The following is a 17,340-nucleotide window of genomic DNA, read 5'->3' as shown; positions in this document are numbered from 1 at the left end:
CATGGATATTGCCGCCAAGCTCGCCGACCTCGGCCTCGAGCTTCCCAAACCCGCCGCGCCGGTTGCCGCCTATGTCCCCGTCGTCGAGGCGGGCGGGCTGCTGCATATCAGCGGCCAGCTTCCCTTCCGCGACGGGCAGGTCGTGACCGGGCGGCTGGGCGCCGACACCGACGAGGCAAGCGGCTATGACGCCGCGCGGCGCTGCGCGCTGATGCTCGTCGCCCAGATCGGCAAGGCGCTGGACGGCGACTGGTCGCGGGTCGAAAAGATCGTCAAGCTGGGCGTGTTCGTGAACAGCGACCCCGCCTTCACGCAGCAGCCCAAGGTCGCGAACGGCGCGTCCGAGCTGATGGAATCGCTGTTCGGCGAAGCCGGCCGCCACGCGCGCAGCGCCGTCGGCGTGTCGGTGCTGCCGCTCGGCGCGGCGGTCGAAGTCGATGCGATCGTCGCGGTGAAGCCCGCGTAAGCCCATCGTGGCCGAGGCTGACCCGCCCACCCGCACCCTGTCGCTCGGCACCGGCGTCGCCGCGATCGATGCGGCGGCGTGGGACGCGCTGGCGGGCGGCGGCAATCCCTTCGTCGGTCATGCCTTTCTGGCGCTGCTCGAAGAATCGGGAAGCGTTGGGCCGGGGACCGGATGGCAGCCCGCGCCCTTGCTGGTCGAGGACGGTGCGGGCCGACTCGTCGCCGCGGCGCCCGCCTATCTGAAGACGCACAGCCAGGGCGAATATGTCTTCGACCATATATGGGCCGACGCGTGGGAGCGCGCCGGGGGCGCTTATTATCCCAAGCTTCAGATCGCGGTGCCCTTCACCCCCGTGCCCGGACCGCGACTGCTCGCGGCCGAGGCCGACGATGCGACGCTGCTGCTGCGCGCGGCCGAGGCGGTGGTCCGGCAGAACGACCTGTCGTCGGCGCATGCGACCTTCGTTGCGCCCGACCAGATGCCGCTGTTCGAGGCGGCGGGCTGGCTGCTGCGCCGCGACATCCAGTTCCATTTCGCCAATCGCGGCTATCGCGATTTCGACGATTTCCTCGCCACGCTGACCTCGGCAAAGCGCAAGCAGCTTCGCAAGGAACGCGCGCGCGCGGTACAGGGTCTGCGAATCGAGGATGTCAGCGGCGACGCGATCCGCCCCGAACATTGGGACGCGATGTGGGCCTTTTATCAGGACACCGGCGCGCGCAAATGGGGGCATCCCTATCTGACCCGCGCGGCGTTCGACATGATCGGTGCGCGCATGGCCGACAAGGTGTTGCTGAGCATCGCGTGGCAGGACGGGCGGCCGGTCGCGGGCGCGATGCACCTGATCGGCGCCGACACGCTTTATGGCCGCTATTGGGGATGCCTGATCGACATTCCCTATCTGCATTTCGAGCTATGCTATTACCGCGCCATCGACCTTGCGATCGCGCGCGGTCTCGCGCGGGTCGAGGCCGGCGCACAGGGCGGACACAAGCTGGCCCGCGGCTATGCCCCCGTTGCGACCTGGTCGGCGCATTTCATCGCCGATCCGGGCTTCCGCCGCGCGGTCGCGGACTTTCTGGAACGCGAACGGGCGGCCGAGGAAAGCGAAATGCAATGGCTGGAAGGACAGATGCCGTTCCGGCGGAGCGGCTGAGGAATCAGGCGGCGTAACGACGCGCCGCCGGGCGGCGGGCGGTTTCGTCGAGCCATGCGCGCGCCTGGCGCTGTGCCTCGGCGATCTCGTCGCGGCTCATTTCGGCCGAAACGTCGGCGCGGCACTGCTGGCCTTCGATATTGCCGCCGAGCGCCGCAAGATTAAACCATTTATGCGCCTGGATCAGATCGACATCGACACCGCCGGTGCCGGTCGAGAAGGCCACGCCAAGGTCGAAATAGGCATTGGCATCGCCGCGCGCCGCATCGAGCAGCCGGCTTTCGATCAGATACTGGGCAGACTTCAGACTGTTAGCCATGATAACCCCCTGTCGCCTCCACCCCACATGGAGACTTCGGGGTCAAACCTTGCGACTTATGGTCAACAAAGCGTTAATGGCGCGGTGATTTTTTTGGCCATAGGCGGAGCAAATGACAGAAATCCGCCAATTTTTCGTTTGATCAATCGACCGCATAATTGTCGATCAGGCGCGTTTTTCCCATCCGCGCCGCCGCCAGAAGCCGTGCCGGCGCGCGGAATATCGTCAATCTTTCGAGGCTTTCGGCATCGGCGAGCGCGACATAATCGACGCTGTCGAACCCGCCCGCGACGATTGCCGCCTCGGCATCGGCCAGCGCCTTCGCAACATCAGCGCCGCCCGCGATTGCCGCCACCGCGGCCTTGAGTGCATCCGGAAAAGCCGCCGCGGCGGCGCGCTGTTCGGGCGACAGATAAGCGTTGCGCGACGACAGCGCGAGCCCGTCGCCATCGCGTGCGATCGGCGCGCCGAATATGTCGAGCGCGAAATCGAGGTCGCGCGCCATGCGGCGGATTATCGCCAGCTGCTGCCAATCCTTTTCGCCGAAGATGGCGACGTCGGGGCGCACCTGGTTGAACAATTTGGCGACGACGGTCGCGACGCCGTCGAAATGCCCCGGCCGCGCCGCGCCGCAATAGTCGGCGCCGAGTTCGGCCACCTCGATATGCGTGGCATGGCCGCCCGGATACATGGTCGCGACATCGGGCGCCCATAGCAGCGCCACGCCTTCCTCGACCAGCAGCGCGGCGTCGCGCGCCTCGTCGCGCGGATAGGCGGCATAATCCTCGTTCGGGCCGAACTGGGTCGGGTTGACGAAGATCGACACCACGACATGGTCGGCCACGCGGCGACCCATGCGGACGAGCGACAGATGCCCGGCGTGCAGCGCGCCCATCGTCGGCACCAGCGCGACGCTCTTGCCGCCCTGCTTCAGCGCCGCAACCGCGCGGTGGAGCGTGGCGATGTCACGGATGATTTGCACGCTTGCCCTGCCTCCGATATTGGCGGCGCCAATACGCCCTTCATGCGGCCGCCATGCCGCGCCAACAGGAAAATCGCAACGGTCATGACGAAAGCCCCCCCGCACCGGATCATCTTCGCCAATGAAAAGGGCGGCACGGGCAAATCGACCTGCGCGGTGCATTTCGCGGTCGCGCTGGCGAGCCAGGGCTGGCGCGTCGCGGGGATCGACCTCGACCCGCGCCAGCGCACCTTCCACCGCTATCTCGAAAACCGCACCAACACCGCCAAGCGCCGCGGGATCGACCTGCCGATGCCACAGTTCGAGGTGTTCGAAGGCTCGACAGTCGAGCAACTCGACGAACAGGTCGCGCGGCTGGCCGACGGGGTCGATTATTTCGTCGCCGACACGCCCGGCCGCGACGATGTGTTCGCCCGCCACCTTGCGACCACCGCCGATACGCTCGTCACCCCGATCAACGACAGCTTCATCGATTTCGACCTGATCGGTCAGGTCGACCCCGAGAGTTTTCAGGTCACCCGACCCAGCTTCTACTCCGAACTGATCTGGGACACGCGCAAGGCGCGGGCGAAAAGCGACGGGCGGACGATCGACTGGATCATCCTGCGCAACCGTCTGCAGCACGTCGACGCGCACAATATGCGCCGAGTCGGCGAAGCGCTGAACCAATTGTCGCGGCGCGTCGGCTTTCGCGTCATTCCTGGCCTGGGCGAGCGCGTGATCTATCGCGAGCTGTTCCCGGCCGGCCTCACCCTGCTCGACAAGGCGCATCTCGGCGGCATGGGGATCGGCCATGTCGTCGCGCGGCAGGAATTGCGCGAGGCGATGGCGGGATTGAACCTGCCGCAGCGCGAACGGCTCCACCCCGACGGCGACCTGTTCGCCGTCGCCTGACCCTCCATCCTCCCGAGAGGCATCCATGACCCATCGATTCCACCCGACGATGCTGCGCGAATATGACATTCGCGGGGTGGTCGGCGACACGCTGTCCGATGCGGACGCCCATGCCATCGGGCGCAGCTTCGCGACGCTGATCGCACGTGCCGGCGGCAAGCGGGTGGCGGTCGGCTATGACGGACGGCTGTCGTCGCCGATGCTCGCCGACGCGCTGATCGCCGGGATCAACGCTGCGGGCATCGGCGCGCTCAATGTCGGGCTGGGGCCGACGCCGATGCTCTATTATGCCGCATCAACCCAAGATGTGGACGGCGGTATACAGATAACCGGCAGCCACAACCCCCCCGACTATAATGGCTTCAAGATGGTGTTTCAGGGCCGCCCCTTCTTCGGCGCCGATATCCAGCGGATCGGCGAAATGGCCGCGGAAGGCGACTGGGAAGCTGTCAACCCGGGGGGAGAAGGCACGGCGCAGAGCATCGACATCGTCGATGCCTATGTCGACCGGCTGGTCGAAGGTTTTGCCGGCGGCGCCTTCCGCATCGGCTGGGATGCGGGCAACGGCGCCGCAGGCACGGTGATCGAAAAGCTCACCGCGCGCCTGCCCGGCGAACATCATCTCCTCTACACCGATATCGATGGCCATTTTCCGAATCACCATCCCGATCCCACCGAGGAAAAGAACCTTGCCGACCTGAAGGCGCTCGTCGCGGCGAAGAAGCTCGACTTCGGCGTCGCATTCGACGGAGATGGCGACCGCATTGGCGCGATCGACGGCGAAGGCCGGGTGATCTGGGGCGACCAGCTGCTGCAGATCTATGCCGTCGCAGTGCTGAAGGAACGGCCGGGGGCGACGGTGATCGCTGATGTGAAGGCCAGTCAGGCGCTGTTCGACCGGGTCGCCGAACTCGGCGGCAAGCCGCTGATGTGGAAGACCGGACACAGCCTGATCAAGGCGAAGATGAAGGAAACCGGCAGCCCGCTGGCGGGCGAGATGAGCGGGCATATCTTCTTCGCCGACCATTATTACGGCTATGACGACGCGCCCTACGCGGCGGTCCGGCTGATCGAGGCGGCGACGAAGCTCGGCAAGAGCGTGACGCAATTGCGCGGCGAAATGCCCGCGATGGTCAACACCCCCGAACTGCGCTTCCAGGTCGACGAGGTGCGCAAATTCGCCATTGTGGACGAGGTTCTGGCGCGGCTGACCGCGGCGGGCGCAACGGTCGACCGCACCGACGGCGCGCGCGTGCTGACCGACGATGGCTGGTGGCTGCTGCGCGCATCGAACACGCAGGACGTTCTCGTCGCCCGCGCCGAGGCGAAGGACGAAGCGGCGCTCGCGAGGCTGATGGCCGCGATCGACGGTCAGCTTGCGGCGTCGGGAGTCGTACGCGGGCCGCAGGCGGCGCATTGACCGCTCATCTGCCTGCAAAAATCTTGCCAGATTGACCTTCGCTGCGTCGCTGGGGTAACGCGCGCAAGGGGGCAGAGACAGGAACCCAGAACGGAACCGAAGATCCTATGACCGACCAGTCCACCGCCGGCACGCTTTCCGACACCAATCACGGCGTCGCCGAGCATACCGCGCACGTCCAGCAGGACGCCGCGGCGGGCAACGGGCTGGCGGTTATTTCGATCGCCAAAAGCTATGACAAGCGCACCGTCCTGTCGGACGTGTCGCTGTCGGTCGCCAAAGGCGAAGTCGTCGGCCTGCTCGGTCCCAATGGCGCGGGCAAGACGACCTGCTTCTATTCGATCATGGGGCTGGTCAAACCCGACGCTGGACGCATCATGCTTGACGGCGCCGACATCACCGCGCTTCCCATGTATCGCCGCGCGATCCTGGGCCTTGGCTATCTGCCGCAGGAAACCTCGATCTTTCGCGGCATGACGGTCGAACAGAATATCGCCGCGGTGCTCGAACTCGCCGAGCCCGACAAGATCGCGCGCCAGCAGCGGCTCGACGAGCTGCTCGACGAATTCGGCCTGACCCGGCTGCGCAGCGCGGCGGCGATGGCGCTGTCGGGCGGCGAGCGACGACGCGCCGAAATCGCGCGCGCGCTCGCGGCCAACCCGTCGATCATGCTGCTCGACGAACCCTTCGCCGGCATCGACCCCATTTCGATCAGCGATATCCGCGACCTTGTCGCCGACCTAAAGACGCGCGGCATCGGCGTGCTGATCACCGACCATAATGTGCGCGAGACGCTGGACCTCGTCGACCGCGCCTGCATCATCTACGACGGCAAGGTGCTGCTTGCCGGATCGCCCGCCGAGCTGGTGGCCGACCCAGAGGTCCGCCGCCTGTATCTTGGCGAGGGCTTTTCGCTTTGATGCGGTAGTTGCCGATGGCGTTGGGTCCACGCCTCGATTTACGCCAGTCGCAATCGCTGGTGATGACGCCGCAGCTGCAGCAGGCGATCAAGCTGCTCGCGCTGTCGAACCTCGAACTCGAAGCCTATCTGGCTGAGGCGCTCGAAGGCAATCCGCTGCTCGATGCGACGCCGGGTGACCGCGAACCGGGCGATGACGAAGGCGGCGACGAAGCGCCGCCGTCCGACGGCCCCCCCGCCGACACCGACCTGGCGCTGTCGTCCGAAGCGGGTACCGCCGACGATCTCGACGTCGATTTTGCCGAGGAACGATTCCACCACGACAGCGCGAGCGATTCGGTGGGGCTGTCGGGCGATAGTGAGGGCATCGATTTCGACAGCTTCGCGGGCGACGACGGCACGCTTTACGACCATCTGCTCGCCCAGGTCGGTGAACGTTTTTCAGGCATCGAGGCGATGGTCGCCGAACAGATCGTCGCGCTGATCGACGAGGCGGGCTATCTGCGCGCCGATCTCGGCGAGCTGGCGCAGCGGCTCGGCGTGCCGCTCGCGCTGGTCGAGGCGGTGCTTGCGGGCGTCCAGAGCTTCGACCCTTCGGGTGTCGGCGGGCGCGACCTTGCCGAATGCATCGCGATCCAGGCGCGCGAGGCCGACCGCTACGATCCCGCCATGGCGACGATGATCGCGCATCTCGACCTGGTGGCGAAGGGCGCCTTCCCCCAGCTCAAGCGCATCTGCGGCGTCGATGACGAGGATCTGGCCGACATGATCCGCGAATTGCGCGCCTATGACCCGAAGCCCGGTCTGCGCTTCGGCGGCACCGCGACGCAGGCGGTCGTGCCCGACCTTTATGTCCGCCAGACCGCAAAGGGATGGGCGGTCGAGGTAAACAGCGGCACGCTTCCGCGGCTGCTCGTCAATCGCCGCTATTATACCGAACTGGCAAAGGACGCCGCGGCCAAGAGCAAGGCGTGGCTATCCGAGCAGCTCGCGGGGGCCAACTGGCTGGTGCGCGCCCTCGACCAGCGTCAACGCACGATCGTCAAGGTCGCGAGCGAGATTGTGAAGCAGCAAGAGGGCTTTTTCCTCCACGGCGTCGCGCATATGCGCCCGCTGACGCTGCGCCAGGTCGCCGAGGCAATCGGGATGCACGAATCGACCGTCAGCCGCGTTACCAGCAACAAATATCTCTCCTGCGCGCGCGGCCTGTTCGAACTCAAATATTTCTTCTCGTCGGGGATTTCGGCGACCGAGGGCGACGGCGCGGTGTCGGCCGAAGCGGTCAAGAGCCGGATCAGGGCGATGATCGAGGCCGAAGACCCCAAGGCGATCCTGTCCGACGAGACGATCGCACAGAAGCTGTCGGCAGAAGGCCACGACATCGCGCGGCGCACCGTGGTCAAATATCGCGAGGCGATGGGCTATGGCTCGTCGGTGCAACGGCGGCGGCAGAAGGCGCTGGCGGGGTGAAATTTTACGCCCCCTCTTCGTCGCCCGGGACTTGATCCGGGGTCCATTCCCACAGCGCCGGAATAGCGGATTCCGGATCAAGTCCGGGATGACGAAATTAAGGGCGGAGGCGGTTGACTTTTCACCCGCTTCCCCATAGTTGCGCCGCTTCGCGTAACAACGCCAAGATTTACGGAACAGACCAATGAAGATTCGCAACAGCCTGAAGTCGCTGAAGGACCGCCACCGGGATAACCGCGTTATCCGCCGCCGTGGCCGCACCTATGTGATCAACAAGACCAACCGCCGCTTCAAGGCGCGCCAGGGCTAAACGCCTTGCCGGGACCGCGTGTCCCCGCGCATTTGCGAGTAAGCGTAACGCCGTCGGATGCTTCCGGCGGCGCTTTCGCGTGTCCGGAGCAGCCATGATTCACCAGAGCGTCATTTTCGATGTCGGCCGCGTCCTGTTCGACTGGGACTTGCGCTACCTGTTCGCGAAGCTGATCGACGATGCGGGCGAGCTCGAATGGTTTGTGACCCACGTCGTCACGCCGCAGTGGCATTTCCAGCACGATGCGGGCCGGCCGCTCGCCGACATGCTGCCCGAGCTGAAGGCTGAATATCCGGCGCATGCGCCCCTGATCGACGCCTATGCGACGCGCTTCAACGAGACGATTCCGGGGCCGATGCCCGGCAGCCTCGAACTGGTCGAGCGGCTTGACGAGGCGGGGGTGCCGCTGTTTGCGATCACCAATTTCGGACATGAATTCTGGGAAGGCTTCCGCCCGACCCAGCCGGTGTTCGACCGCTTCCGCGATATCATCGTCTCGGGTACCGAGAAGCTGATGAAACCCGACCCCGAGATCTACGCCCTTGCGATCGAGCGATTCGGCATCAATCCCGCTGGCGCCCTCTTCATTGACGACGTCGCGCACAATATCGCGGGCGCCAAGGCGGTCGGCATCGCGGGGCACCGGTTCGTCGATGCGGCGACGCTGGAGCGCGAGTTGGTGGCGCGGGGCTATTTGTCAGCCACCTGATGGGTTTTGCTGCCCTCGGGCGCGTAGATATCAAGATCCAGATACAAGCCGCGATCTGCTATTTCGGCCAACGTCTGGGAACATATCCGCAAACTTTCGTTTCTCTCTTCAAGGAAGAGGCCGCAGAAGAGGCGCCCAGCAAAGCGTGCAGCAAGTTCCTGCCAAATGGCCGTATCGCGGGTCAGCGGTGCGAAAATGGCCTCTACCTGGCCCGGCAAGTCACCGGGAATCGATCTCGGTACCTGCAGCCTCCAAGATCCGGTGCGAGCGATGCGCTCACTGCCCCGGGGCGTCTTCCACTTGGCACCTTTCGCAACGCTGAAGGTTGGCGTTGCTCCAAGCCGGTTGGAAATGTCGGCCGGATCGAGATCGTCGCCAAAGAAACCTAGCGAGACTGCGGTTTCATTAAGCTCGACCATCTTCCCCCCTATTTCTCCACCCCCAGCTGCGTCAGCACGAAGGCATATTCCTCGGCATCTTCGTGGAGCGCGCCCCAACGGCCCGATTTGCCGCCATGGCCCGCGCCCATGTTGGTGCGCAGCAGCAGCGTCGCGTCGCCCAAGCGCGTCGCGCGGAGCTTGGCGACCCATTTGGCGGGCTCCCAATAGGTCACGCGCGGGTCGTTGAGGCCGGCCGACACCAGCATCGGCGGATAGGCCTTCGCAGTTACATTGTCGTAGGGGCTGTACGACAGCATATAATCAAACGCGGCCTTGTCGGTGACCGGATTGCCCCATTCGGGCCATTCGCCCGGGGTCAGCGGCAGCGTTTCGTCGACCATCGTGTTGATCACGTCGACGAAGGGCACGCCCGCAAGGACCGCGCCCCACAGCTCGGGCGCCTCGTTATAGATCACGCCCATCACCTGCCCGCCCGCCGAGCGGCCCTCGACCGAAATCTTGCCGGCGCTGGTGTAGTTTTTCGCGATCAGCCCCCTCGCGACATCGATGAAATCGTTGAAGGTGTTTTTGCGCTCGGTCGTCTTGCCCGCGAGATACCAGCCGCGGCCCAGATCGTCGCCGCCGCGGACATGCGCGATCGCATAGATCATGCCGCGATCGACGAGGCTGAGCCGCGTGGTCGAAAAGCCCGGCGGGACGCGATAGCCGTACGAGCCATAAGCATAGAGATGCATCGGCGCGCTGCCGTCGAGCTTGGTGCCCTTCTTGTAGACGAGCGAGGCGGGGATCATCGTCTTGCCGTCGCGGCTCGGAAGATTAACCCATTCGGTTACATATTGCGTTGCATAGTAACCCGACGGGATTTCCTGCACCTTCAGCGTTTCGAGCGTTCCTGTCGCCAGATCATAATCGTAGACCGTGTCGGGCGTGACCATCGATTCATAATCGAGCCGGAGCTTGTCCTGATGATATTCGGGATTGTCGCCGAGGCCCGCCACATAGGTCGCCTCGGGAAATTTGATCCGGCCGGGGATCAGCGGCGCGTCATAGCGGCGGATATCGACCTGATCGAGCCCGTCCTCGCGCGCTTCGATGACGAAATAGTCGCGGAATATCGACAGGCCGGTGATGTAACTATGGTCCGATCCGGGGATCAGCGTGGTCCACCTGCCCGGATCCTTCACGCTCGCGGTGGCGATGCGGAAGTTGGGATGCTCGTCATTGGTGTGGATGTAGAGCGTGCCGTCGCGCTCATCGACGCTGTACTCGCGGCCCTTCTGGCGCGCCGACACCAGTTGCATCGGCGCTTCCGGGTTATCGGCGGGAAGAAGATAGACCTCGCTCGTCTCGTTATCGCCCGTCGCGATCACGATATAATTGTCGGCGGCGGTCTTGCCGATCCCCACCCCGAAGCCGATGTCGGGTTCCTTGTAGAGAAGCTTGTCGTCGGCAACACTCGTCCCGAGCTTGTGCAGCCGGACATTGTCGGTGCGCCAATTCTCGTTCGCGAGGCCATAGAGGATCGCGTCGTTCCCCGACGTCCAGACGAGCGAGGACAGCGTGCCCGGGATAACGTCGGGCAGCTGTTCGCCCGTTTCGAGATTGCGGATGCGCGCCTCGAAGCGTTCGGAGCCATTGTCATCGAAGGAATAGGCCATCAGCCGGCCGTCGGGGCTGATCGACAGTTCGGCGAGGCGGAAATATTCCTTGCCCTCCGCCATCGCGACCTCGTCGAGGATCAGCTGGGTCTGGCCCGCGCCGGACGCGGGCTTGCGATACCATTTCTTATATTCGGCGCCCTCGTCAAATTCGACCCAATAGAGCCAGTCGCCGTCCTTCTGCGGCACCGACGAATCGGCTTCCTTGATGCGCCCCTTCATCTCCTGAAACAACGTCTCGACCAGCTTCGCGTGCGGCTTCATCGCCGCATCGAAATAGGCGTTTTCGGCCTTCACATAATCGAGGATGTCCGCGTCATCGATCACCGGATAGCTCTGGTCGCGGAGCCAGAAATAGGGATCGGACAGCGTTTTGCCGTGCAGCGTGACTTCGTGCGGCCGCCTGTCGGCGACCGGGGCGGCGGGGCTGGTGGTCAATATCGTCTCTTTCTCTTCGGCGAACGCGCTGCCGGGCGCGACAAGCGGGGTGGTAATTGCGGCCAGAAACATCCAAATAGCGCGCATCAAGAAAACCCCCGCAGCGTCGCCCCGGTCGGGCAGGAATTGGCTGCGATGTAGAAACAAGGAACAGCGCATGTCCACCCCCGACCATGCAGACCGCCTCGCCCGTCTGCGCGCCGAACTCGCGCGCCGGGGCCTCGACGGCTTTGTCGTGCCAATCAGCGATGAGCATTTGAGCGAATATGTCGGCGCCTATGCACAGCGCATGGCGTGGCTAACCGGCTTCGGCGGATCGGCCGGAACCGCCGCAGTGTTGCCGGCGAAGGCGGCGGTGTTCGTGGACGGCCGCTATACGGTGCAGGTGCGCGACCAGGTCGACGGATCGCTTTATGACTATGTCGGGGTGCCGCAGTCGAGCGTCGCCGAATGGCTGGGCGCCAATGTCAGCGCCGGGCAGAAGATCGGCTATGACCCCTGGTTGCACGGCATCGACTGGGCGCGTGGCCTTGCGGCGGCGCTGACCGCAAAGGGCGCCAGCCTGATTGCAGTCGACAGCAACCCCATCGACGCAGTGTGGGATGACCAGCCGGCGCCGAGCGCCGCGCCGATCGCCGTCTATGATACCGAGCAGGCGGGGCAGTCGGCGGCCGACAAGCGCGGCGTGATCGCCGACTGGCTGAAGGGGCAGGGGCTCGACACCACCGTGATGACCGCGCTCGATTCGATCGCCTGGACCTTCAACATCCGCGGCGAAGACGTCAGCCACACGCCCGTCGGGCTTGCCTTTGCGCTGCTCCACGATGACGCCACCGCCGACCTGTTCGTTGCGCCCGAAAAGATTACCGACGCGGTGCGCGCGCATCTCGGCAACAGCGTGCGCATCCACGACCGCGCCGCCTTCGATCCTGCGCTCGCCGCACTGGCGGGCAAGCGTGTCGCGGTCGATCCCGACCGCGCGGTCGCTGCAATCTTCACCGCGCTTGAAGGCGCGGGCGCAAAGATCGCGCGCCACCGCGACCCGGCGGTGCTGCCCAAGGCGATCAAGAACAGCGCCGAGCTTGCCGGCACGCGCGCCGCGCACGTCCGCGACGGCGTCGCGGTCGCGCGCTTCCTCAAATGGATGGAAGAGGTCGCGCCGAAGGGCGGGCTCGACGAACTCGGCGCGGCGGCGAAATTGCGCGCCTTTCGCGACGAAAGCGGCGTTTTGAAGGATCTGTCCTTCGATACCATCTCGGCCGCCGGTCCCAATGGCGCGCTGCCGCATTACAAGGTCGATGAAAAGACCAATCGCGCGATCGAGACGGGCACGCTCTATCTCGTCGATTCGGGCGGGCAATATGCCGATGGCACGACCGACATCACGCGCACCATCGCGATCGGCGAACCCAGTGCCGAAATGCGCCGCCGCTTCACCCAGGTGCTGAAGGGGCATATCGCGCTCGCAACCGCGCGCTTTCCCAAGGGGACGCGCGGAAGCCAGCTCGACATCCTCGCGCGCCAGTATCTGTGGGCCGACGGGGTCGATTATGCGCATGGCACCGGCCACGGCGTCGGTGCCTATCTGGCGGTCCACGAAGGGCCGCAGCGAATTGCCAAGCCCGCCGGCGGGCAGGCAGGAACCGAGGAGCCGCTCCACGCGGGCATGATCCTGTCGAACGAGCCCGGCTATTACAAGGCGGGCCATTTCGGCATCCGCATCGAGAATCTAGTGGTGGTCGAACCCGTCCGGATCGAGGGGGCCGAGGAGGATATGCTGGGCTTTGAAACCATCACCTTCGCCCCGATCGCGCGCAATCTGATCGTCGGGGCGATGCTGTCGCCCGCCGAGGCGGACTGGCTCGACGCCTATCATGCCGAGGTGGTCGAGAAGCTGTCGCCGGGGATGGTCGCCGCCGACCGCGAATGGCTGGCCGCCGCCTGCGCGCCGATCGATCGCGGCGTCGCCGCGCTCGCGGCCTGAGGGGCGCGGCATGGACCGGGCCAACTGGGCAGTCCCGCGCGCCGATTTTCGCGTCCAGCAGGATGTGCGCGTCCGCTTCAACGAGATCGACGGCCAGAATATCGTCTTCAGCGGCAATTATCTGATCTACGCCGACATCGGCGTGACCGAATATTTTCGCGCGCTGGGCGAAGGGCAGCCGGGCCCCTATTTTCACCAATATGGTACAGATATCCGCGAAGTACATAGCGAAATCGACTATCACGCGCCGGCCCGGCTCGATGAGTTGATCACCATCGCGGCGCGCGTCAGCCACTTCGGGCGGACGAGCTTCACGCTGCACTGTGCAATATTTCGCGCCGCCGAACGGCTGACCGATATCGAGATCAGCTACGCCCATCTCGACCTCGATACGGGCAAGCCGACGGCGCTTCCGGGGAGCTTTATCGCCGAAGTCCGGCGATTCGAAACCCGCTTGCCCATTCAGGATTGAGGTAGGCGGTTCGCGCCGAACGTCGCCGATTCGCGTTTCTCCACCAAAAAGGTCGAAAAAAAAGGGCCGCCCGAGGGCGACCCTTGAAAGTTTTTGGGAGAGGATGCCTAAAAGGCAAGTGTGATATTGCACTGCACAATTGATTGTGCAACTGCGAAATAAGCATCCGGCATTGCAAAATTTGCAATCGTTGGCATCGATAGCATGCAAAGCATGCAATCCTCTCCGCGCGCACACCCCCTCGCAAATCGGCGCGACATCGCCTAGATTGGCGCCATGTCTATGCTCAAAAATTGGGATGTCGGCGGCGGCCTGTCGGATTTCTGGGCCTACATCCGCGAACCGCGCCCGCACCGCTGGACGGTGTGGGGCCTCGCGATCGTGCTGCCGCTGCTGATCTTCTACGGCTTTTCCAAATATCTTGTGCCCTACGAAAGGCCCAAGCCGCAGATCATCTATTTCGAAAACTGGAAGGCCGACCGCAGCGAAGCGGAGATACGCGCCGACTGGGTGGCACGCGCCAAGGAAACGACGCGCGCCAACGCCAAGCGCCGCGCCGAATTCCAGCGGCTCGCGGACATGATGGGGGTCGAGTATGACGCCAGCGAAGCCGAGAAGGTGACGCGCGAGACGCTGGGCAAGGAAGCCGACGCCATCGAAAAGAAACCCGAGCCGCCAAAGCGCTCGACGCTCGCAGAGCGGGCAGCGCGTGGCGCGGCGGCGCCCGCGACCCAGCCCTGACCCCGGTGCGCGCCGATGCCGAGTGGATGGCCGCGGCGATCGCGCTGTCGCAGCGCGGGCGCCCCGATGCCGCACCCAACCCCAATGTCGGCTGCCTGATTGTCAAGAACGGCCGCGTCGTCTCGCGCGGCTGGACGCAGGCGGGCGGCCGGCCGCATGCCGAAGCGATGGCACTGGCGGCGGCGGGCGACGCCGCGCACGGCGCAACCGCCTATGTCAGTCTGGAACCCTGCGCCCATGCGAGCACCCGCGGCCCGTGCTGCGCCGACTTGCTGATCGCCGCTGGCATCCCACGCGTCGTCGTCGCCGCGCAGGATCCCGATCCGCGCACCGACGGACAGGGCATCGCCCGGCTGCGCGCGGCAGGAATCGCGGTCGAGAGCGGCCTGCTTTGCGGCGAAGCGCAGGCGGCGATGGCCCCCTGGTGGTCGCGCGCGACGCGCGGCCGGCCGTTCGTCACGCTGAAGCTCGCGACTTCGCTCGACGGCTGCATCGCGATGGCCGACGGTTCGAGCCGCTGGATCACCGGCGCCCCTGCACGCGCGCACGCGCATCTCGAACGCGCGCGGCATGGCGCGATCCTGGTCGGGCGCGGTACCTTCGAGGCCGACGCGCCGACACTCGACGTCCGCCTGCCCGGACTTGCGCCGCGGAGCCCGCAGCGCCTGCTCCTGACGCACGGCGATGCCCCCGACGGCTGGACCGCGCTCGCTGCGCCGGACGCTGTGGATGCGCTGCCGATCGATTCGCTGCTCGTCGAGGGCGGCGCCGGGGCGGCGGCTGCCTTTCTTGCCGCCGACCGCGTCGACCGGCTGCTTCTCTATCGCGCGCCGATCCTGATCGGTGCCGGCCGCCGCGCGCTTGGTGACATCGGCCTCGGCGATCTGGCGGGCGCGCACGGACGTTGGCGACCGGCCGACAGTCGGATGCTTGGCAGCGACCGGATCGACGTCTACGAGCGCATCAGGAAGGAATGACCGCCCCCATGTTTACCGGCATCATCACCGACATCGGCACCATCCGCAGCCGCGAGGATCGCGGCGACACGCGCCTCGTCATTGGCACCGGCTATGACGTCGACACGATCGACCTCGGCGCCTCCATCGCCTGTTCGGGCGCGTGCCTGACCGTCGTCGACAAGGGCGTCGATGACGGCAGCAACGGTCCCGGCGGCTGGTTCGCGATCGACGCGAGCGGCGAAACGCTGGCGCGCACCGCACCGGGCATGTGGGATGCAGGGCGCCGTCTGAACCTGGAGCGCGCGCTGCGCGTCGGCGATGAACTGGGCGGACATATCGTGACGGGGCACGTCGATGCAGTCGGCCGGATCGTCGGGGTCGATCCCGTCGGCGACAGCGTCAAATTGACCGTCGAGGCGCCGGCATCGCTCGCGCCGCATATTGCACCCAAGGGGTCGATCACGCTCGACGGCATATCGCTGACCGTGAACGATGTGGCCGACCAGCCGGAGGGTACCGCGCATTTCACGCTGAACATCATCCCGCACACGCAGGAGATGACGACGTTGAACGAAGTGGCGGTCGGACGTCCGGTCAATCTCGAGATCGACGTCCTCGCGCGCTATCTCGCTCGGATGCAGGCGCGCGGATGAGCGACCCGCGCCGCCAGGCGATCGTCCGGCTGCGCATCGCGATCTGGGCCTGCGCCATCCTGCTGTTCGCGATCCAGTTCGTCCATCACGCAATCGGCCTGTTCCTGCCCGCGATGGCGCTTGCGCTCGTGCTGCTCGCCGCGGCGGTCCAGCATGTCGAAACGCGTCTGCAGCGGCCGGCCAAAAGCTATGCGCGGGTTGTGGTCGCATCGGCGGCGGCGGCGCTGCTGTTCATCGCGCTGCCTGCCTATTGGCACGGCATCATGTGGATCGGTGCGCTGCTTTGGGTCGGCTTTACCGCCGCCGGGCTTGCCTGGTGCATCCAGTATGAGCGCACCGAGCCGCTCGACCGCCCCTGAAACAGGCCGTCAGCGCTCGGCCCAGCCGGCCGCGATTTCGGGATCGGCGGCAATCATCGAACGGCGCATCGCGAGCCGGCCGATCCGCAGCAGTTCGGCCTTGCGCCGCGCGGGCGCGAGATTGCAGCTCGCGGCCTCGCGCACCACGGCGGCGCCATAGCGGTCGGCGACGATCAGGCCCGAGGTTTCGGGGCGGTAGCCCTCGGTCTCGAGGATCGCGGGGTCGAGGCCAGACGCGAGCGCCCAATAGAAGCGGTCGCACCAGTCGCAATAGTCGGGCCATTTGCCGTCGCCGTGCAGATCGGCGCGGCTAACCTTTATCTCGACGATCGTGATATGGCCCTTCGCGTCGATCGCGGTGAGGTCAGTACGGCGGCCGTTGGGGAGCGTCACCTCGGGGATCGCGACGAGCCCCTGCTGCGCGAACAGCCGGCACACGCCGCGCGCGACGTCCGCGGCGGTCAGCAGGTCACTCGCCATCGCTCAGAAACCCTCAGAAGGGGACGTCGTCGTCCAGATCGTCGTCGAACGGCGGACGTCCGCCGCCCTGGTTCCAGCCGCCGCCCGAACTGCCGCCGGACGCGGCGCCACCCTGATCCCAGCCGCCGCTCGATCCGCCGCCCTGCGACCAGCTATCGCCGCCGCGCGAGCCGCCGCCGCCGCCGCCAGGCGCACCGTCGAGCATGGTCAAGGTGCCGCCCATGCCAGCGACGACGACTTCGGTCGTGTAGCGATCATTGCCGTCACGGTCCTGCCACTTGCGAGTGCGCAAGGATCCTTCGATATAAACCTTCGAGCCCTTTTTAAGGTAGCGCTCGACGACGCCGACGAGGCCGTCGCCGTTGATGACGACATTGTGCCATTCGGTGCGCTCCTTGCGCTCGCCGGTCATGCGGTCCTTCCACTGTTCGGAGGTCGCGATGCGGATATTGGCAATCTTGCCGCCGTTCTGGAACGACTTGATTTCGGGATCGGCGCCCAGATTGCCGATCAGAATAACTTTGTTGACGCTGCCAGCCATGCCGCTCCG

General features: G+C 65.6%; 20 protein-coding genes. 14 read left to right on the top strand and 6 right to left on the bottom strand.

Annotation, left to right across the window (positions count from 1 at the left end; translation table 11 throughout):
• The first annotated feature begins 1 nt into the window (after position 1).
• Positions 2 to 466, top strand: a complete 465-nt coding sequence (locus ACT17R_RS09200) for a RidA family protein (protein WP_003046743.1) — start codon at positions 2 to 4, stop codon at positions 464 to 466.
• A gap of 7 nt (positions 467 to 473) precedes the next feature.
• Complete coding sequence (locus ACT17R_RS09195; RefSeq protein WP_062901253.1) at positions 474 to 1,622, top strand: GNAT family N-acetyltransferase; 1,149 nt, start codon at positions 474 to 476, stop codon at positions 1,620 to 1,622.
• Between the two features lie 4 nt (positions 1,623 to 1,626).
• On the opposite strand, the gene ACT17R_RS09190 is transcribed toward ACT17R_RS09195, so the two are convergent.
• Together ACT17R_RS09190 and panC are read right to left on the bottom strand one after the other, a co-directional pair.
• On the bottom strand, positions 1,627 to 1,941 hold the full coding sequence (locus ACT17R_RS09190; protein ID WP_062901254.1) for a sel1 repeat family protein: 315 nt from the start codon (positions 1,939 to 1,941) through the stop codon (positions 1,627 to 1,629).
• Positions 1,942 to 2,083: 142 nt separating this feature from the next.
• Positions 2,084 to 2,923, bottom strand: a complete 840-nt coding sequence (panC, locus tag ACT17R_RS09185; RefSeq protein WP_062901255.1) for a pantoate--beta-alanine ligase — start codon at positions 2,921 to 2,923, stop codon at positions 2,084 to 2,086.
• Between the two features lie 84 nt (positions 2,924 to 3,007).
• Between panC and ACT17R_RS09180 the strand changes: the two genes are divergently transcribed.
• The 6 genes from ACT17R_RS09180 to ACT17R_RS09155 all read left to right on the top strand — a co-directional run bounded on the left by ACT17R_RS09180 (position 3,008) and on the right by ACT17R_RS09155 (position 8,645).
• On the top strand, positions 3,008 to 3,817 hold the full coding sequence (locus ACT17R_RS09180) for a division plane positioning ATPase MipZ (RefSeq protein ID WP_062901256.1): 810 nt from the start codon (positions 3,008 to 3,010) through the stop codon (positions 3,815 to 3,817).
• A 25-nt stretch (positions 3,818 to 3,842) separates the two neighbouring features.
• On the top strand, positions 3,843 to 5,237 hold the full coding sequence (gene pgmG / locus ACT17R_RS09175) for a phosphoglucomutase/phosphomannomutase PgmG (protein ID WP_444809315.1): 1,395 nt from the start codon (positions 3,843 to 3,845) through the stop codon (positions 5,235 to 5,237).
• Positions 5,238 to 5,344: 107 nt separating this feature from the next.
• The gene (gene lptB, locus ACT17R_RS09170; protein WP_062901258.1) at positions 5,345 to 6,157 is read left to right on the top strand and encodes an LPS export ABC transporter ATP-binding protein; all 813 of its coding nucleotides are present in this window, start codon (positions 5,345 to 5,347) and stop codon (positions 6,155 to 6,157) included.
• Positions 6,158 to 6,171: 14 nt separating this feature from the next.
• Positions 6,172 to 7,626 (top strand): RNA polymerase factor sigma-54, encoded by a 1,455-nt coding sequence (gene rpoN / locus ACT17R_RS09165; protein ID WP_062901259.1) that lies wholly within the window; start codon positions 6,172 to 6,174, stop codon positions 7,624 to 7,626.
• Between the two features lie 184 nt (positions 7,627 to 7,810).
• Positions 7,811 to 7,936, top strand: coding sequence for a type B 50S ribosomal protein L36 (gene ykgO, locus ACT17R_RS09160; protein ID WP_003046794.1), 126 nt, complete (start codon positions 7,811 to 7,813; stop codon positions 7,934 to 7,936).
• A gap of 94 nt (positions 7,937 to 8,030) precedes the next feature.
• Positions 8,031 to 8,645 (top strand): HAD family hydrolase, encoded by a 615-nt coding sequence (locus tag ACT17R_RS09155; RefSeq protein ID WP_062901260.1) that lies wholly within the window; start codon positions 8,031 to 8,033, stop codon positions 8,643 to 8,645.
• Here the strand turns inward: ACT17R_RS09155 and ACT17R_RS09150 are convergent.
• Entirely contained in the window at positions 8,627 to 9,064 is a 438-nt protein-coding gene (locus ACT17R_RS09150; protein ID WP_062901261.1) for a DUF4279 domain-containing protein, read from the bottom strand. The two genes, ACT17R_RS09155 and ACT17R_RS09150, sit on opposite strands and share 19 nt — an antisense overlap.
• Before the next feature lie 8 nt (positions 9,065 to 9,072).
• A complete protein-coding gene (locus ACT17R_RS09145) occupies positions 9,073 to 11,229 on the bottom strand; it encodes a S9 family peptidase (RefSeq protein WP_444809314.1) in 2,157 nt (718 codons plus the stop codon).
• Positions 11,230 to 11,299: 70 nt separating this feature from the next.
• On the opposite strand from ACT17R_RS09145, the gene ACT17R_RS09140 reads away from it, so the two are divergent.
• From ACT17R_RS09140 to ACT17R_RS09115, 6 genes are all read left to right on the top strand, one after another.
• Positions 11,300 to 13,126: an aminopeptidase P family protein gene (locus ACT17R_RS09140; protein ID WP_444809313.1), complete on the top strand. Its 1,827-nt coding sequence runs from the start codon at positions 11,300 to 11,302 to the stop codon at positions 13,124 to 13,126.
• A 10-nt stretch (positions 13,127 to 13,136) separates the two neighbouring features.
• Entirely contained in the window at positions 13,137 to 13,598 is a 462-nt protein-coding gene (locus ACT17R_RS09135; protein WP_062901263.1) for an acyl-CoA thioesterase, read from the top strand.
• 276 nt (positions 13,599 to 13,874) lie between these two features.
• Complete coding sequence (locus ACT17R_RS09130; RefSeq protein ID WP_234179347.1) at positions 13,875 to 14,339, top strand: hypothetical protein; 465 nt, start codon at positions 13,875 to 13,877, stop codon at positions 14,337 to 14,339.
• Between the two features lie 26 nt (positions 14,340 to 14,365).
• The gene (gene ribD, locus ACT17R_RS09125; RefSeq protein ID WP_062903051.1) at positions 14,366 to 15,316 is read left to right on the top strand and encodes a bifunctional diaminohydroxyphosphoribosylaminopyrimidine deaminase/5-amino-6-(5-phosphoribosylamino)uracil reductase RibD; all 951 of its coding nucleotides are present in this window, start codon (positions 14,366 to 14,368) and stop codon (positions 15,314 to 15,316) included.
• Positions 15,317 to 15,324: 8 nt separating this feature from the next.
• Positions 15,325 to 15,951, top strand: a complete 627-nt coding sequence (locus ACT17R_RS09120) for a riboflavin synthase (RefSeq protein WP_062901265.1) — start codon at positions 15,325 to 15,327, stop codon at positions 15,949 to 15,951.
• Complete coding sequence (locus tag ACT17R_RS09115) at positions 15,948 to 16,310, top strand: hypothetical protein (RefSeq protein WP_062901266.1); 363 nt, start codon at positions 15,948 to 15,950, stop codon at positions 16,308 to 16,310. Before ACT17R_RS09120 ends, ACT17R_RS09115 begins: the two co-directional genes overlap by 4 nt.
• Positions 16,311 to 16,319: 9 nt before the next feature.
• Here the strand turns inward: ACT17R_RS09115 and ACT17R_RS09110 are convergent, their stop codons facing one another.
• Complete coding sequence (locus ACT17R_RS09110) at positions 16,320 to 16,790, bottom strand: MmcB family DNA repair protein (protein ID WP_003046818.1); 471 nt, start codon at positions 16,788 to 16,790, stop codon at positions 16,320 to 16,322.
• 13 nt (positions 16,791 to 16,803) lie between these two features.
• Positions 16,804 to 17,331 (bottom strand): single-stranded DNA-binding protein, encoded by a 528-nt coding sequence (gene ssb, locus ACT17R_RS09105; RefSeq protein ID WP_444809312.1) that lies wholly within the window; start codon positions 17,329 to 17,331, stop codon positions 16,804 to 16,806.
• Between the last annotated feature and the right edge of the window lie 9 nt (positions 17,332 to 17,340).

The sequence above is a fragment of the Sphingopyxis sp. Q841 genome (genome assembly GCF_052384365.1).
Lineage (GTDB): Bacteria > Pseudomonadota > Alphaproteobacteria > Sphingomonadales > Sphingomonadaceae > Sphingopyxis > Sphingopyxis terrae_A.
Note: the sequence above shows the minus strand (reverse complement) of the source record. Positions and strands in the feature narration are given on the sequence as shown.

Excerpts from the sequence above, each read along its gene's own strand:
- ACT17R_RS09120 (WP_062901265.1), top strand. The coding sequence starts at position 15,325 with ATGTTTACCGGCATCATCACCGACATCGGCACCATCCGCAGCCGCGAG.
- ykgO (WP_003046794.1), top strand. The coding sequence starts at position 7,811 with ATGAAGATTCGCAACAGCCTGAAGTCGCTGAAGGACCGCCACCGGGAT.
- ACT17R_RS09140 (WP_444809313.1), top strand. The coding sequence starts at position 11,300 with ATGTCCACCCCCGACCATGCAGACCGCCTCGCCCGTCTGCGCGCCGAA.
- ACT17R_RS09155 (WP_062901260.1), top strand. The coding sequence starts at position 8,031 with ATGATTCACCAGAGCGTCATTTTCGATGTCGGCCGCGTCCTGTTCGAC.
- ribD (WP_062903051.1), top strand. The coding sequence starts at position 14,366 with ATGGCCGCGGCGATCGCGCTGTCGCAGCGCGGGCGCCCCGATGCCGCA.
- ACT17R_RS09135 (WP_062901263.1), top strand. The coding sequence starts at position 13,137 with ATGGACCGGGCCAACTGGGCAGTCCCGCGCGCCGATTTTCGCGTCCAG.
- ACT17R_RS09130 (WP_234179347.1), top strand. The coding sequence starts at position 13,875 with ATGTCTATGCTCAAAAATTGGGATGTCGGCGGCGGCCTGTCGGATTTC.
- ACT17R_RS09150 (WP_062901261.1), bottom strand. The coding sequence starts at position 9,064 with ATGGTCGAGCTTAATGAAACCGCAGTCTCGCTAGGTTTCTTTGGCGAC.
- ssb (WP_444809312.1), bottom strand. The coding sequence starts at position 17,331 with ATGGCTGGCAGCGTCAACAAAGTTATTCTGATCGGCAATCTGGGCGCC.
- ACT17R_RS09110 (WP_003046818.1), bottom strand. The coding sequence starts at position 16,790 with ATGGCGAGTGACCTGCTGACCGCCGCGGACGTCGCGCGCGGCGTGTGC.
- ACT17R_RS09190 (WP_062901254.1), bottom strand. The coding sequence starts at position 1,941 with ATGGCTAACAGTCTGAAGTCTGCCCAGTATCTGATCGAAAGCCGGCTG.
- ACT17R_RS09115 (WP_062901266.1), top strand. The coding sequence starts at position 15,948 with ATGAGCGACCCGCGCCGCCAGGCGATCGTCCGGCTGCGCATCGCGATC.
- ACT17R_RS09200 (WP_003046743.1), top strand. The coding sequence starts at position 2 with ATGGATATTGCCGCCAAGCTCGCCGACCTCGGCCTCGAGCTTCCCAAA.
- pgmG (WP_444809315.1), top strand. The coding sequence starts at position 3,843 with ATGACCCATCGATTCCACCCGACGATGCTGCGCGAATATGACATTCGC.
- rpoN (WP_062901259.1), top strand. The coding sequence starts at position 6,172 with ATGGCGTTGGGTCCACGCCTCGATTTACGCCAGTCGCAATCGCTGGTG.
- lptB (WP_062901258.1), top strand. The coding sequence starts at position 5,345 with ATGACCGACCAGTCCACCGCCGGCACGCTTTCCGACACCAATCACGGC.
- ACT17R_RS09180 (WP_062901256.1), top strand. The coding sequence starts at position 3,008 with ATGACGAAAGCCCCCCCGCACCGGATCATCTTCGCCAATGAAAAGGGC.
- ACT17R_RS09145 (WP_444809314.1), bottom strand. The coding sequence starts at position 11,229 with ATGCGCGCTATTTGGATGTTTCTGGCCGCAATTACCACCCCGCTTGTC.